The organism is Bradyrhizobium sp., assembly GCF_049519115.1.
Taxonomy (GTDB): domain Bacteria; phylum Pseudomonadota; class Alphaproteobacteria; order Rhizobiales; family Xanthobacteraceae; genus Bradyrhizobium.
Genome location: NZ_JBEKRB010000087.1, coordinates 1 through 14,849 on the forward strand (window position 1 = coordinate 1; position 14,849 = coordinate 14,849).

Sequence of the window (14,849 nt, forward strand, 5' to 3'; positions counted from 1 at the left end):
GAAAGTTGGGCTCGGCCTCGCAATCGTACTGAGAACGGCGTCGTTGCCTTTGCTCGCAGGCGCAACTGAGCATTCATGATGTGACCGAAGTCTACGATCCTATTGACGAGTGACACCATCCTCGCGAGTTGCCGCGACTTCGGCTGCGTTGAACTCCGAGCGATATCACCGTTCATTAAACCTCGTCCGGCACCGATGCTATTTGGCACCAAATAAATCGCGTGGCGTACGTTTTAAGGGCGGTTTCCTGGCGAGGATCAGGGACGTTCCCACGCTCGGAGCCACGCGTATTCATAATTCCAATCATATTGGCGTTCGGGTTAGAGCATGCCTCCGTGTGCCTATCCGCCTGCAAGAGCTGGGCCAGGCCCATCTAACGACTCGAAACTCGCAACGGGAAATGCGCTCGGATTTCTGGACGGTGAGGGGCTCACGCTCCCTTTTTATCGCTATAATAGGCATGGAACTCATGGCCTTTGTAGTGCTCGATGCTCCGCAGCGCAGACGGGTCCACTTTGTTCAGAACAACGCATAGGACCCGATCCAGCAACTCCGAAGCATTAGAAAGACATTCGAGGACCAAGCGCTGACTTGTTTTGCCCCACTCAATGACGAAGACGAACCCGTCGCAGTGCCGCGCGATCATCTCAGAGTCAACGACCGCGGCCACTGGAGGTGCCTCAATGATCACCAAATCGTAGGCTTCGCGCGCGACCTCGATTAGCTGCTTCATCTCAGCTGTCCCGAGCAACTCCGCAGCGTTGGGCATCCGATCGGGAACAGGGCAAGGGAGCACATCCAAATTCAGGCGCTCTTTTCTGACGATGAATTCGGCGAGAGCTGTGGGCTTCTCCAAAGCCTCTCTCAACCCAACGCGTGCATCGGGGGCTACTCTGTTCGTCAGCGACTGGCGATGGAAGTCGGCATCGATCACAAGCACGCGCGCGGCCGTGCGCAGGGCGAAATGCGCCGCGAGATTGGTTGCAACCGTCGTCTTACCCTCTCCAGGGTTTGAGGACACAACGCAAATGACTTTCGCACTGGATTTCCTCTGCGCAACATTGATCGTTGCCCAGATAGTGCGCAGTGTTTGAGCAAATCGTGAATAGGGCCAGTCCAGGACGTATTCGCCGGCCCTCAAGGAAGCTTGCTCATCGGCACTTAGGATCGCCGGCAGAACAGCGCACGGTAGCCCAGTTACGGCAGTCACTTGTTGGGAGGTTCTGAAAACGCCAAACGGAAAGGTCCTGGCGAATACGAGGCCGCTTCCCAAGAGGAATCCCATCATCGACCCGCCGGCGAGGATCAGCAATCGCTTCTTCGAAGATTCAGTCTGTAAAGGGGGGGTAGCGCGATTGAGAACACGAACATCCGACGTGACGGAGGGCTGCGCCTCAACCCTGTTCATCTCGCTGGACTGCTGCTGCATCCGATCGTAGAGGGTCCGAAGACTGGCCGCCGCACCCTCCAGTTCATGCAGCCGAGCCTCCGCATTGCTATTGGAACCTTCCGAATTTATTGCTCGCGAAACCTCCGCATTAACCTCATCATATTGGAGACGTGAGATCTCGTAGTCCTTTGCGAACGATTCCGTGATGCGCTTTTGCTCGCTGGCAATCGCTTGGCGCATATCCGCCATCCGGTCGCGGATCTTGACGACGGCCAGATGGTCTTTTCCAACGAGTTTTTCAATATCGTTTGCACGGCTAGAGAGATCCAGCAGTTCCGCGCGCAGCTTTTTGATGACCTCGTTGTCGGGCGCTAAGCTCGCACTCTGATCAGGGTCGCCGGCGGCCCGCTTCATGCGGGCCTTTGCTTCAGCCATTGCCAGTTGAGCCTTGGTCAGTTGGGTTTGCCAAGCATTGATTTGCCCGTGTGAGAGCTCCTTCTGATCGGTACCAAGAAGATTGTTGGCGGCCTTGTATTCGGCGAGCGCACGATCAGCATCCTTGAGCTGCTGCTTCAACTCCTCGGCGCGCTCCTGCACAACCTTGCCGGCGACATTGGTCGATTTCATCTTCTCGGCAATGGTTTCGTTGATGTAGGTGTCGACGATCTTATTAACAATCGATGCCGCCTTCACGGGGTTTTTCGACGAAAAGGCTATCGACACAACGCTCGCCACATCCTCTCGACTGACGGTCAAATTACGAACGAGGTTGTCGAACGCGATCTTTTCCGGGTCGCTGTGATGAGGGAGCGTTTGGTCCTCAACCGGCTCTTTTGCAAGACCAATATTTTGCAGCAGGTCGCGAACGCGGGAGCCCAGGGTTTTCTCATCCTTGTCTCCCACGAAATCAGGGTCGCTTGCCAGAGACAAAGACTTGACGACCTGCATTAGGATGCTCTCGGATGAAATTACGTAAGTTTGGCCCATCGTGTCATAGTCGTCGAAAATCGGCTCGTTCGTGACCTTGTTCGTTTGCATATACCGCGGCAGCGATCTTTCGAACGCGATACGGGAACTCGCCTTGTAGATGGGAGGCGTAGTAGAGAGGACCATCAATGCGCAGATGAGCCCAATTGCCGTGCCGCCGACTATGAGGAGCCAACCCCGACGGGCAATCCCCAAGAGATCAACCATTTCAGGTTGCGCTGTTCCGATCGCCCGATGAGCCGCATCGTGCGTCAATTGGCCGTCGTCAATGGAAACCATGGAATTCACTCAAATTTGCTTTTGTGTACTAAACGCTTCCTGCAACATAAACTTGGCGCTTCGATCTTAGCACGGGGGGTTGCCAGCCCGGTAGCTCAATTCGTAAGCCAAGGGCCGCAAAATCCAGCTTAATCATGAACATTTATACAGCTGCGAGGGACGTCCAATTTAAACTGAGTTTCACGAATTGGCGCGCCTCAATCGAGCCGGGTTATTCGAGAACGGCTCCCTTACGAGAGCGGCTCCCTTACGAGAGCTATGGCAATTCGTCGCAGTTAACCAAATTCGTCGCAGTTAACCAAAGTGTGGCGGGAGGCTTGCAGACACCGCAAACAGGTGCTTACACCGGTTTGACTTGGCTGTGGGATGCAACCGTCATTTTCGCGCCCGCCAATTTGACAGCCCCAGTCTCGATGGTATCCTGACGACCTTAACGCCCGATGGCAGCAAGTAAAAATGACACCAAGTAAAAATTCATTAATATTCACGCCTCTGAATGAGAAGACCCGTAAGACAGCAGTGATACGGATCGGCAGGAAGAGCGCGGTTGGTCAGTTGGTTTGATCAGGCCGCCTGCTGCGCGAGTTTCGCTGAACAGCTGGCTATGATGTCTCGATCCGAAGACGGTATGGTTTACGACAAAGTTGGTACAGGGATTGTCCATGACAACACTCAGTCCGCAAATGCAGAAGCTGAGTTCGGCTTTCGCACGAGATGGCTATGTGACGCTGCCCAACGTGGTCTCAAAGTCTCGGCTCGCGGCACTGACCGACGAGTTGCGAGGGGAATACGCCCGCGCCCAAGCAAGCGGCGAGCTGTTCTCGGGTGGCGGCACGATTAGCGGCCATCTTAATTGCTTCCCCGGCGCCCAGTCGCGGTTTGTCTACGACGAGCTTGAACAATACGGGGTCTTTGATCTTGTCAGAAGTCTTTCGCCGTCCGCAATCCGCATGCCAAACATCGGATGCAATCTCAACCTGCCCAACAGCCGCGCTCAAAACCCACACGCCGATGGCTATGCCGCATCGTCCTTCCTCATCGTGAACGTCGCGCCTATCGATACGGATCTCAGGAACGGCGCGATGGAGGTCACGCCCGGAACTCACTTACGCGAGTACAAATATTGGCAGTATGTTTTTTCCGGAAAGCCTTCCATTCGGACCAGCATGAGCGCAGGGGACGTGATTGTCAGGTCCTCTGTGCTCTGGCACCGCGGGATGCCGAACAAAAGTAATGCGATCCGCCCGATGCTTGCCTTCACCTGGGAAAACGGCGGCAGCGATCTTGCCGACCCTTATACCGAGCATGGCGGCAAGATCACCTTACTACCTAATCGCTACGCTCAGAACCTCAGCGGCAGATTGCGCGAGCGCGCTTTCGCCTCGCTGCCTGCGCTTGGAAGGGGTTACCTGTTCGTGCGCTCAGTTCTTCAGTAGGACAGCGGGCACAGCGCGACAAGGATTTCCGAAGCAAATCGCTTCATGCCAGCATGCGCTCATAGAGCGTGGCAAAATCTGACGCCATGCGTTGCGGCGTGAAATGCTGTTCGACCCGCGAGCGGCCATACTCTCCAAATTGGGTGCGCAACGCAGGGTCACCCAACAGCCGTAGGAGATTGGCTGCTAGCGCATCGACATCGCCAGGTAGGGAGAGTAGGCCGCACTTGCCATGCTCCACGACCTCTGGAGTGCCTCCGTTAGTCAACGCGACGACGGGTCGCTTCATTGCCATCGCTTCCGCGAAAACCAGTCCGAACGGCTCTTCGAAGCTCGGAAGTGAGAAGACGTCGCAGGCAGCCAGGAGCAATGCAATGTCCGAGCGTTGGCCGGTAAACATGACGTTCTCCCCGACGCCGAGTTCGCGCGCATGCTCCTTGAGTGCCTGTGTTGTGCCGCTGTCGGCGGGGTAGTCTGAGCCCACAATCGCAAGCCGCACGTTCGAATATTTCTGTTTGACCAGCGAGAGCGCGCTCAGCAGTTCGAAATGCCCCTTTTCACGGAAAAGACGCGCCACGCTCACGATGAGTGGTGCACCATCAGGCACCCCAAGCGATGTGCGCCCTGGTGCAGGACTTAGCGACGGATCCCAACGCGAGGGTTCGATCGCATTGAGAACCGCGTGCACGCGGTCCGGTCGATACCCCGCCTTTTCGAAGGATTTCGCCGTGTAGCTCGATACGCCGACGATCGCATCTGCGCGGCCGAGCGCCCAAGTGACCCCGCGGCTCATCCAGTCGCCATAGTTGACGTGCGCGTGAATCAAGGCCTTGGCCCCTGTGAGGGAAGCGAGGACTCCGCACGCGACGGCGTCGCGTGGCCGGTCGGTCGAATGCAGGATCTCGATCCGGTGGCGCCGGATGTAGGCTGCGAGCCCCAACAGGCTCGCTGCCGCCGGCAGGGCGCCAGCGATGCCGCCAATCTTCTGTAGCTTGGATCGTTGCCACAGCGATGGTCCAAAGTTCGTTGGACGCAGCGCGATGTTGGGAATGGCACGCAATTCGTCGAACGCCGGAGCAGACGATCCCGGCTGTCCGGCGGCGTGTAATTCGAAACCGTCCCGCGGCAGGTTGCGCAGGATTTGAAAATGGATCCATGTGTCTGCGCCAGGGTGGAGCGCCGAATTGATGAATAGAACGCGTCTTCGCTTATCGAGTGAGTAATGCATGAAAATTCGAAAACTGTTGTTTGCCAATCTGCAGTAGCAAACTCTGTGGCACGCCGCACCGGTGGGTGGAGGTGGATCGCATATGGGATTGGGCTAGTGGCATCTGAACTCACGACGCATGGTTAATAGCCGACACTTTGACCACATCATACGCCAGACATGAATACGCGTTAACACGGCCAAGTTTCCCGGCGCACAAATTAACGTTTGCGCCATTGTGATAGGTACCAACCGGAAGCGGCCCCTTTGTAACAGTGAATGGGTGTCTTACCCACAAGACTTGCTACCCCTGTCATTCCCGCATACGGTCATCGGCGGCCTTGGCTCATTTCAAGAGAGACTGGTACGTCCCTAACATGCGTGCTGCAGGAATTAATCACTCGAGCCAACACTCCCTATATGCGGCAATTGTCGCCGCTGCCGCAATTGGTGCAACATTCCTGACGGTAGCGTTCTTTCATTTCCAGAATATGGTTTTGGAGACAGTTGATCCGTACGGATACGGCAAGATTGCACATGAGTTCGTCGAGCGTGGATTCACCAAACTGACCCGCCGGGCGGCATCGCTCTATCCAGAATTCCTTGCCTTTGTATACGGGCTTGGTGGCAGTGATCACGTGATCATTTTTCTCCAATGCCTGTTCCACGCTGCAACGTGCGTTTTGGTTTTTTGGCTTGGGCTACGCATTTTCAATGCACGAACGGGGCTACTAGCGGGCCTTTTCTGCGCCTTTCATCCAATGCTGCTACGCTACGTGCCAGATTTGCACATGGAGTCCCTTCTTACACTCATGTGCACATTGATGGTCTGGACGACTGTGCGCTTTCATGACCGACCGACCGTGGCAAATGGCATCTTGGTCGGCGTTGTCGGCATGTGTGCCACCCTGACCAAGGGCGTCGCGCTTCCTTATTTGGGAGTATTCGGCATCATCAGTGGTGTGCTCGCGCTAAAGCAACATTCGATGCAGCGCGTCGCTGCCGTGATCGCCATGTTTGTCGCAATGGCGGTTGTCCTCGCTCCTTGGACGTATCGGAACTATCAGGTTACGGGTGGTCGGTTCGTGCTGCTGACCCCGGGAGCTGGCGACTCGTTCCTGCGCGGGTACATATTCACGCGGTGGGAGTTCGCAACTCTGCAGAAGCCTCCGTACACGGATGCGGAGACCGAATCTAATAATTGGTTCCGGCAAATTGCGCACGACGCGGGTACCGAGTGGGAAAAGGACGAGGTGGTCGACGAGCAAAATAATGCGCGCATCGCGAAACGCTTGATCGTGACACAGCCGCTCGACACAGTCCGAAAGGTCTTCGTCGGCCTGTTCACATTCTGGTACGAAATGACGAGCCTAAAGAACTCGCTTGTACCTGGCTCACTTGCGCTTGTCGGTTGGGCGCTGGCTATCGTCGGCCTGAGGAGGGCGCACCGAGAGGGACGGCCATCTTGGCTAATTTGGCTTCCGATCGTGGTGACGAACGTCTTTGTTGCGCTCTTGATCCCGCTCGGACGCTATTCGGCCCCGATACTCCCATGCCTCATGATCTTGGCTGCGTTTGGCGTCGATACGCTGCTGCAGCGACCAAAACCGGTATCCTCGGGTTCTGCATCTCCGGGTGGATGACGATTTCTGCCACCAGCGGGGTCCGTAGTCATTAATCTAGGAACCGCGATTAAGATTGATATAAAGGCATGCGAGCGCGAACGGGCTGTTCTAGTTTACACCGTTCAGGTAAAATTCGTTATGCAAAAATTGACCGAATGGTCACTTGGAGTACTGCAGGCCGATTGAAGTCGGATTATGTGTGAGCAGTGAATTTGTGCGCGTAAAACATTTGGATGGCACATGGAAAAGTCGATCAGCAGTCCTGAGAAAATGCAAGGTAATGCGATGGCTTATCTAGCCATTGCGCGCCTGGACCATAGTACAAAGCATATATTCATTATTCCTGGTGTCATTCTCGCTTATCTCCTGCGAGGAATACACACGACATCCATCGCTAGCTCCATAATACTCGGCCTTGTCGTCGCGATTTGTATTGCATCGGCAAACTACGTGATAAACGAATGGTTTGATCGGGAGTTTGATAAATTTCACCCGACCAAATCTCAGAGGGCAGCAGTCAAAACGCAGCTGAGCGCGACCGTCATTTTCTTGGAATGGATGGGGCTCGTTGCGGTCGGATTGGCTTGCGCTTTCGCCGTTAGCAAAACCATGGTGCTAACCGCCTGCGCCTTTGCTTTGCAAGGTATCATCTACAATGTGCCAGGTATCCGGACCAAGGACAAAGCCTATCTCGATGTCATTTCCGAATCTATCAACAATCCCCTCCGCTTGATGATCGGATGGGCAATGGTCGACTCGACAACTCTGCCGCCTAGCTCGATCATTTTTACGTATTGGGCTGGCGGCGCGTTTCTCATGGCGGCAAAGCGGCTTTCCGAATTCAGGGAGATTAGCGCCTCTCACGGACGTGAAGTGCTTGAGCGATACAGGGCGAGCTTTGCGGGATATTCTGAGATATCGCTGACAGTGTCTTGCTTCGTTTACTCGCTCATAACTAGCTTCTTTCTTGCGATCTTTCTGATAAAGTATCGCGTTGAGTATTTGCTCATGGTGCCAATATTGATTGCGCTGTTCGGGCAATACCTCGCTCTGTCGATGGCGCCGGCCTCGACAGCCCAGCGGCCGGAAAAGCTGTTCAAGGAACGCACGTTGATCGCCCTCGTTGGCTTGCTGGGTGTCACCTTCCTGATTGCGACCTACGTGAATATGCCTGCCCTCGAGATGTTTACTGGTCAGCGGTACATCAGTCTGGAATGATGTCGACGTTTACATTGTCGGATTGGCGGGACATTCGTCTCGTAGCGTTCGACGTGGACGGTACACTCTACAGTCAGCGCCCGCTGCGTCTACGGATGGGACGCGACCTGCTAATCCATACCTTAGCGAAGCGTGACTGGAGTGCTATTGGCGTCGTCAGCGCCTACAGGCAAAAAAGGGAGCGTCTGGCTGTCGAGGAGGTCGTCGATTTCGATCGCGTTCTGATCGCGGAAACGGCCAAGGCGACATCAATGTCGCCCGAAAGAGTCCAAGCGATCGTGTCAGAATGGATTGAAAGGCGGCCACTTCGTTACTTGAGAAATTGCCTCTTTTCCGGGGTGCCGCAGCTGTTTGCTGGATTGGAACGCGCCGGCAAGAAGATCGGAATTTTCTCGGATTACCCCGCGACGGAGAAGCTTACTGCAATGGGCTTGGCAGCTCATCACGTTGTCGCGGCTAGTGACGTCGGGCTCCTTAAGCCTCATGCCGGGGGGCTCCAGTCTCTCATGGACGCAGCTTCTGCGACGGCCCCCCAGACCCTCTTCATCGGCGATCGTGCAGATCGCGACGGTGTTGCTGGCCAAAGGGCGGGCGTCAAAATTTTAATCAGGTCTTCGAAACCAATCGGAGCTTTTCAGACCTTCAGGACGTATCACGATCCGCTGTTCGACCCATTCATGCGATAGCGTTTCCTATTGCCTCTTGAAATATCGTATAACGCTTCCAATCCAGGCGTTCGGGCTGTCTTCTGATCGATTTGCGGATTGGTCAGCGCTGAAACATTGGTGGACGGAGACGGGCGTGGGATCAACGAGCTCTAGCGTCGTATTTAAAAACATCTTGCATTTGGGAGCAGCGCAAGTCGCAACAACCGCCCTTGGCGTTCTTGGCACGGCGGCATTGGGCCGCGCACTGGGGCCGTCCAATTTTGGCATCCTCTATACTGTTAACACCATTTCTGGATTTATGGGCGTTCTGAACGATTGGGGCCAAAGCACATACGTGGTGAGAGAGGTGGCCCGCGGTCGCTCTGACCGACCTGAACTGATCGGCAGCGCGCTGCTCATCCGCACAGTAGCTATTATCTGTGGGTCCTTAATTGCCGCTCTCATAGCCGCAATATTGGGGTACGATAATCGAATTGTCTTTCTGGCGTTTCTGGCTGTGATTGTTGCACTTCCGATCACGCTTTATGCGCCGTTCGCTTTCGTTTTCCGCGGAATGGATAGGATGGACATTGATGCATCGGTCAATGTCCTTGGCAAGGTGTTGACGCTTGTTGCGCTCCTGGCCGTCTTGTATCTGGGGGCAGGGCTAGCCGGGGTCATCTTGACGCAATGCGTTGGCGGAATCGGTGTACTCGTCGTTGCCGTGTCGATCGCTCTGCGTAACGGGTTGACAATCAAGCCACCGACTTCGACGGTGATTTGGGAACTGACTAGGTCTGGTACACCGATTTTTCTATTCTCGCTGATAATTGCACTCCGACCGTTTGTCGAAGTTATGATGCTTTCGAAGCTGACGGGCCCGGAAGTTGTCGGCTGGTATGGTGCCTACAGCACAATATTTGGCATCATGCTTTCGCCCGCGATGATATTGGCGCAGGCGTCACTGCCTCAGCTTTCGCGCGCATCGCTATCCCCTTCGGACTTCCGGCACGGGCTCAGCTCAATGGCAAGACTTCTGCTACTAGCCGCGGCGCTCGCCGCCTCGTCTCTCTACATCTTTGGGGATTACATCGTTGCCATGATATTTGGATACGGCCGCTTCCAGCAGACAGTCGTCATTCTGCGGGTAGGCGCTTTTTCTTTGCCCTTGCTGTTTCTCGGATGTCTACTTGGCAACGCACTCTCTGCCGTCGCTAGAAACAAGGAGATTGCGTTTGTTAGTGGAGCGATCGTCTTAGCAGGCGCCGCCATGAATTGGTTTGGCATTACCTTTTTTCAATCGCAGTTTGGTAATGGAGCGATCGCTCTGGCAGTAACTGCGGGCATCACGGAAATAGCAGTCTTGTTTTTGTTCAAAGTGTTGCTGCCCCATGGCTCGGTCGGTTGGGCCATGCTGGTGGACCTGCTGCGAGCTTATGCTGTTTCAATCTGTAGCGTTCTCCTGGTTCCGCAGCTCGATCTTTGGTTGCGCGCTCCGCTATTCCTGCTCATATTTCTACTGATTTCTCTCTTCAGCGGGCTGATGTCTAGAAAGGACGTCGAAGATGCGCTCGTTCGGTTGCGTTCAGCATCGACTGGCGGCTGAATGACCTTATTGCGCGTTATTAGATCCGTGGTGAATATATAAGGAGCCGGCACCCGGCTGACCTGAGTTCGCAATCGTCCAATTTTGCATATGGAACGACTAATCCTTGGGCAAATTCACATTTGGTGCGTTACTCGAACACTCGAAATTCGACAGCATCGTGCGCTATCTCAGTATTGAGGTCGATGATAGACGCACTGAGGGATTCACGTTATATGGGCGAGCCCTCTAGCCGCGCTGAGGTTTTGCGCACCCGGAGCCATCTGTGAGATCAAATAACACCAGGCTCATGGTCCGGAATATCTCCCACCTTGGACTTGGGCAAGTTGCATCGACGGCCCTCGGCATCGTTCTGATAGCTGTCATTGGACGCGCGCTGGAGCCTGCCCAACTTGGTATCTTTTACCTGGTCTTCGCTATCAGCTCATTTGTCAACGTCATCGTTGATTGGGGCCAAAGCATCTATCTTGTAAGAGAAATGGCGAGGGGGCGTATTGATGAACCCGAATTGATTGGAAGTGCGCTCTTAACTCGGGTGGCAACAAACGTCTTCTCCTCTGCCATTGCAATCATCATCGCACTTGCTTTGGGGTACGACGGCCAAGTTGTGGCGCTGATGTTGTTGGCCATGGCTGCGGGGGTTCCAGTCGCTGCGCTATTCATGCCGCTCGATTGCTCCTTTCGTGCCAAGGACCGCATGGACATTGATGCGTTTGCAAATATCGTCGGCAAGGCAATTACGCTGGTCGCGACCGCTATTGCCTTGCACTTTGGTGGTGGGCTGACGGAAGTAATTTTAATGCAAGGCGTTGGTAACATTTCGACCCTGCTGGCCGGAATAATTGCCGCCCAGCGGTTGGGTATTGCAGTCAAGCCGCCTGTGATGAAGACGCTTCGGGAGCTCGTTCGTCATGGAGCACCGATCGCGGCCTTCTCGCTTGTGGTGGCATCGCAGCCGTTTCTCGAGATATTGCTGCTCTCTGCATTGGCCGGTCCGGCGGTTGTGGGATGGTACGGCGCGTCCCGCAACATATTCGGGGTTGTTACTTCTCCGGCGTTGATCTTGCTAGGAGCAACGTTTCCCGAGCTTTCACGAACGTCGCTTTCGTTACCGGATTTTCGGCGCACAATCGATGCAACCGAGCGGGTTCTGTGCTTGGCGGCAGCATTTTCGTCCTCGGCGCTCTATCTATTCGCAGACCATATCGTCGCGATCATATACGGGCACGGCCGCTTCGAGGAAACTGCGGCGATTCTGCGCGTCAGTGCCATTTTCATACCGTTGCTGTTCTTCACGTTCTTGTGGGCATCCGTGCTATCCGCAGTCGGCCGTAACAAGGCGTTGGCTGTCGTAAGCATGGTCAGGATTGCCGTCTTTGCAGCATTGAGTTGGCTGCTTATTGGCTATTGGCAGCAGCGGTTTGGAAATGGAGGCATTGCCCTTGTGATCATAGCGGGCGTGGCGGAGATACCGGCGATGATTGCGTACTTGGCTTTGCTGCCAAGGGGCGCAGTCGGATCAGCAACGGCGCTCAATGTGGTTCGAGCTTGCATCGCCTCGCTCTGCACGGTCGCGCCGTTATCGATGCTTCAACCGCTTGAGCTCTGGTATCTCACCCCACTCTTTGCCGCGTTGTTTGTGCTGATAGCAATGGTGACACGGCTGATATTGCCGAGCGATGTTCGGCTCGCGATTGAGGTCGTGCGCAATGGAGTGTTGGCGCCCCGGGTGGCAAAATCCACGCCGGACGGTTCACCGCGGTGAGGTAGGGAGTGACTGTCCCACGGTCCGTTCTGACCCCATGCCGCAGCGATGGTAAAAGTCGGGCGTTCCAATAAAGGCGATGCCATATGCGGATATGCGGGAGCACTCCAGAGCGCGTCAGGTTTGCTGCCAGGCGAATAAACCCGTGTCGGCATCAGCTAAGCCGGCGGTTCAGCGTTGCTGCATTCACGACGCCAACCATCAGGAATATCCAGAGTTCGGATTGGTCGCGCTGGTGCGCCCGCCACGAGCGTCCTCGCCGGAACATCGTTAGTTACGATCGATCCGGCCGCAATCACGGCGTGGTCACCAACGGTCACGCCGGGAAGGATCGTCGAAGAACGACCGACCCACACATTGGCACCAAGACGAACAGGTGCGACTCGGGTTGGGCGGGACGGCTCCATAGGATGGAAGTCAGAGTCGAAAATGGCCACCAAGTCCCCAATCAGGCAATCGTCACCGACCTCGATACTGTGAGTGGCGACTACCGTTGCGCCAGTGTTGATGAAGACACGTTCGCCGAGCACGAGGGAGCCATTTTTGCCAGCGCCTAACTCGACTGGTATCGTCTTGCAGCGCAGGGTCAAACGGCCACACTTGATCGCACCGGCTGTGAGCAACACCGGATAACGCCCATCCACAGTCACAATGGCCGATCGCGCACCCGCCCAGCGGAACACGGCCGTGGCCCAAAGGCTAGCGGGCATATCACGAACCTTGATCACTGAGGATATCCCCGCGGGACTACGAAGTTAACGGAGGTCGCCGCTGAGCCGGCTGCCACGACGTCGGGCGTAAAGATGATCATCGATGTCGTCAAGAGCAATGCCCCCGACTCTTGCGGAGTAGTGAGTATGCGGCAACGGATTTTCCGGCGAAGCTAGATCGTCGCGCTTTCAAGGTAACGCTTTCCGAGACGGCCGGAACGTTAACGTTCGCACGTCAAGCCGCACCTGCGAATATCGCCAAAAATGTGCGTGAAGTTCTCAAGGTCCTGTGGTATTTCGCGGAAGCCGAGGATTGCGACGATCGGTTATGTGGGATTGCGTCAGGTCGATCCGACTGCATAGTCGCCCGTGCGAGCATCCGACTCGTCAACCGAAAGTGTGGCTCCGAAATGCGGAAGCTCATTGATCGTGCGGTGAGGTCCAACCTTCCCAGCACGAGTTTTCCGGGCGCAACCTTGGCGGGATTGATCCCGGTGTTCCCAATTTATTACATTTTGCTGATCCTTCCATTTATTCCTTCTGATGCGGGTGAGCGTCTGGAGAACATGCTGTTTTGGCCAGTCGCGGTCGTGCTGGTACTGATTCTTATTTTCAGAAATAGGGAGCGAATTGATCCAAATTTCCTACGCTCTTTGCCGATAATGAGCCTGATTGCTTACCTTTTGTTTGCCGCCGCGAGCGTGACATGGGCTTATAGCCCTGACTATGCCTTCAGTCGGCTTGTCGTACAGGTGCTTTTGGTGATCATTGTCGCCGCGCCGTACGCTCTGCCCATCACTACGGAATACACGCTTCCAGGCACACACCTTTGCTACGTCATTGCGCTTGCCATCAGCGCTGTCTTCGTATTGACAACACCGCCGTCGCCAATCGGTCATCCGGGATATTTCACCCACAAGCAAGAGCTGGGCCTGCTTAGTGCGGTGGGAGTTATCCTGGCGGCCCATGAGCTTCTGCATGGCGGCTGGCGACGTATTCTTGCTCTTGTCTCGATGGGATTGGGAATCTGGCTTATATTTGCGAGCGAATCAAAAAGCGCGCTGGTCTACGCTCTGGTCGCCTTGTTGTGTTCTTGGCTGATACTGCTGCTTTGCAAGAAAACCCGCCTGACGCCAGCATACATTGTCGCCGCTGTCGTGGTCGCGTCCATGTGCGTGTCCAACCCGATTGAGCGGTTGGGATATCGACTGTACGGAGATGCCACTCTCACCGGGCGCACCCAAATATGGGGCTTTATTGACTATCAGATATCGCGCAAGCCCTGGTTCGGTTGGGGGTTCCATTCGTACTACTTTGTGCCGAATTCGCCCAATAATGAGGCGCCAGGGTATATCCGGGATATGCCGTCGAGTCACAGCGGGTTTTTGGAGCTGAAGCTCGAGACGGGTCGAATCGGCTACTGGATATTCTTGGTATTTATCTATTCCTCCTTGCATTTGCTGGAGCGAGTGAGGCGCAAGGCCCCAGTCCGCGCGTGGTGTTATCTTTCGATCGAGCTGTTTGCAATTCTCATAAATCTGACCGATTCAAATTGGGTCGAGTTGGATGCCTTTTGGACGGTCTTCCTATTTGTGGCTGTGGAGGCGGCTTATCTTTCGTTGCCAGGCAAGGTGCCAGGGCCGAAGCAAGTACCGGTGCGTGTAGGAAAAAGGCAGCAGTTTGTGCGCACCCGACCGTCGGCATCGCGCGGGCCGCTCCAGTCTGCTCGTAAGTTCGCAAGTGAAATATCCGGCGAGAAGATTCCGGGAGCAAACGAACTTGAATCCTTTGACCGATAGTAGGGGGCGCGCTCACTCGACGAAGCGCCAGAGCCCTCCGGTCCAATTAGCTGTCAGGATAATGTAGTTGGTGCCGTCGAAGACTGTCGCCGTTTGAGCTGGTCCGATCATCATGTCGGGCGGAGTCAACATGCGCGCCCATCCGGATATGCCAGGTCGTGGCGCAGACTGAAGTGCTGG

The 14,849-nt window shown here is 55.2% G+C and carries 10 protein-coding genes; 7 read left to right on the forward strand and 3 right to left on the reverse strand.

Annotation, left to right across the window (positions count from 1 at the left end):
- Positions 1–430: 430 nt before the first annotated feature.
- Positions 431–2,656 (reverse strand): GumC family protein, encoded by a 2,226-nt coding sequence (locus ABSE61_RS33380; protein ID WP_423875440.1) that lies wholly within the window; start codon positions 2,654–2,656, stop codon positions 431–433.
- 662 nt (positions 2,657–3,318) lie between these two features.
- Between ABSE61_RS33380 and ABSE61_RS33385 the strand changes: the two genes are divergently transcribed.
- Positions 3,319–4,092 carry a phytanoyl-CoA dioxygenase family protein gene (locus ABSE61_RS33385; RefSeq protein WP_423875441.1) on the forward strand — a complete coding sequence of 258 codons (774 nt, stop codon included), beginning with the start codon at positions 3,319–3,321 and terminating at the stop codon, positions 4,090–4,092.
- 43 nt (positions 4,093–4,135) lie between these two features.
- On the opposite strand, the gene ABSE61_RS33390 is transcribed toward ABSE61_RS33385, so the two are convergent.
- A complete protein-coding gene (locus ABSE61_RS33390; protein WP_423875442.1) occupies positions 4,136–5,320 on the reverse strand; it encodes a glycosyltransferase family 4 protein in 1,185 nt (394 codons plus the stop codon).
- A 356-nt stretch (positions 5,321–5,676) separates the two neighbouring features.
- On the opposite strand from ABSE61_RS33390, the gene ABSE61_RS33395 reads away from it, so the two are divergent.
- The 5 genes from ABSE61_RS33395 (at position 5,677) to ABSE61_RS33415 (ending at position 12,160) form a co-directional block, all read left to right on the forward strand.
- A complete protein-coding gene (locus ABSE61_RS33395) occupies positions 5,677–6,942 on the forward strand; it encodes an ArnT family glycosyltransferase (RefSeq protein ID WP_423875443.1) in 1,266 nt (421 codons plus the stop codon).
- A 222-nt stretch (positions 6,943–7,164) separates the two neighbouring features.
- Complete coding sequence (locus ABSE61_RS33400) at positions 7,165–8,142, forward strand: UbiA family prenyltransferase (protein ID WP_423875444.1); 978 nt, start codon at positions 7,165–7,167, stop codon at positions 8,140–8,142.
- Positions 8,139–8,828: an HAD family hydrolase gene (locus ABSE61_RS33405; protein WP_423875445.1), complete on the forward strand. Its 690-nt coding sequence runs from the start codon at positions 8,139–8,141 to the stop codon at positions 8,826–8,828. Before ABSE61_RS33400 ends, ABSE61_RS33405 begins: the two co-directional genes overlap by 4 nt.
- A 115-nt stretch (positions 8,829–8,943) precedes the next feature.
- The gene (locus ABSE61_RS33410; protein ID WP_423875446.1) at positions 8,944–10,395 is read left to right on the forward strand and encodes an oligosaccharide flippase family protein; all 1,452 of its coding nucleotides are present in this window, start codon (positions 8,944–8,946) and stop codon (positions 10,393–10,395) included.
- A gap of 289 nt (positions 10,396–10,684) precedes the next feature.
- Entirely contained in the window at positions 10,685–12,160 is a 1,476-nt protein-coding gene (locus tag ABSE61_RS33415) for an oligosaccharide flippase family protein (RefSeq protein WP_423875447.1), read from the forward strand.
- Between the two features lie 158 nt (positions 12,161–12,318).
- On the opposite strand, the gene ABSE61_RS33420 is transcribed toward ABSE61_RS33415, so the two are convergent.
- Positions 12,319–12,888: an acyltransferase gene (locus tag ABSE61_RS33420; protein WP_423875448.1), complete on the reverse strand. Its 570-nt coding sequence runs from the start codon at positions 12,886–12,888 to the stop codon at positions 12,319–12,321.
- A 392-nt stretch (positions 12,889–13,280) separates the two neighbouring features.
- Between ABSE61_RS33420 and ABSE61_RS33425 the strand changes: the two genes are divergently transcribed.
- Positions 13,281–14,669 carry an O-antigen ligase family protein gene (locus ABSE61_RS33425; RefSeq protein WP_423875449.1) on the forward strand — a complete coding sequence of 463 codons (1,389 nt, stop codon included), beginning with the start codon at positions 13,281–13,283 and terminating at the stop codon, positions 14,667–14,669.
- Positions 14,670–14,849 lie beyond the last annotated feature (180 nt).